Origin of the sequence: Streptomyces lushanensis (genome assembly GCF_001700515.1) — a bacterium.
GTDB classification, from domain to species: Bacteria; Actinomycetota; Actinomycetes; order Streptomycetales; family Streptomycetaceae; genus Streptomyces; species Streptomyces lushanensis.
On the sequence record NZ_MAUD01000428.1, the window covers coordinates 1 to 767 of the forward strand.

The 767-nt window shown below is 67.6% G+C and carries 1 pseudogene; it reads left to right on the plus strand.

Annotated features, from left to right (window positions below):
• Positions 1–295: 295 nt before the first annotated feature.
• A pseudogene (locus BFF77_RS37240) lies at positions 296–767 on the plus strand (amino acid oxidase); the annotation flags it as partial.

Here is a 767-nt window from a genome sequence, read left to right on the forward strand (position 1 = left end):
GCGGAAGAGGTGGTGAGCGGAGGGCAACGCGTGGGACACACACGCATCTGATGGGCCGTAACAAGCCGTTGCCAGGATCCCGGCACATCTGAACACCGGAAGGGGTAACGGACATGAGTCACGCGCCGAACGCCATGACGGGTACGGGTACGGGTGCAGGTACGAGCATGGGTGCAGGTACAGGTACGGATGCAGGTACGGGCGCCACCCGCCGGGGATTTCTCCGCCAGGTGGGCATCTCCGGGGGAGCCGGGGCGATGCTCGCCACCATGGGAGCCCTGGGCCTCGCTCNNNNAGCCCGGGACCGCACCGGCGGGCGCAACTTCACCGTGCGCGGCGGGGATTCGAACCTCGATCTGTACGGCAACCGCCAGACGGCCCGCTTCAGCGACGGCCAGTATCTGAACGCCGGACCCGCCCGTATCCCGCAGTGGATGGTCACCATGGACTACTGCCGTGAACTGGGCGTTCCCGTGGAGGTGTTCGCCAACGCCAACGCCAACGCGTACATCTTCAACGAGAAGACCGGCATGACCGCGCCGGTGCGCTACCGCACCGCCAAGGCCGATGTGTACGGCTATGTCTCCGAACTGCTCGCCAAGGCGGCGGGCCAGGGCGTGCTGGACGGCGAGATCACCGCCGAGGACCAGGAGCGACTGCTCGAATTCCTCCGTGGCTTCGGGGACATCGGCTCCAGGCTCACCTACACCGGCAGCAGGCGTCGCGGCTACAGCGTGGACCCGGGTGCGGCCGGTACCCCGGGCGTC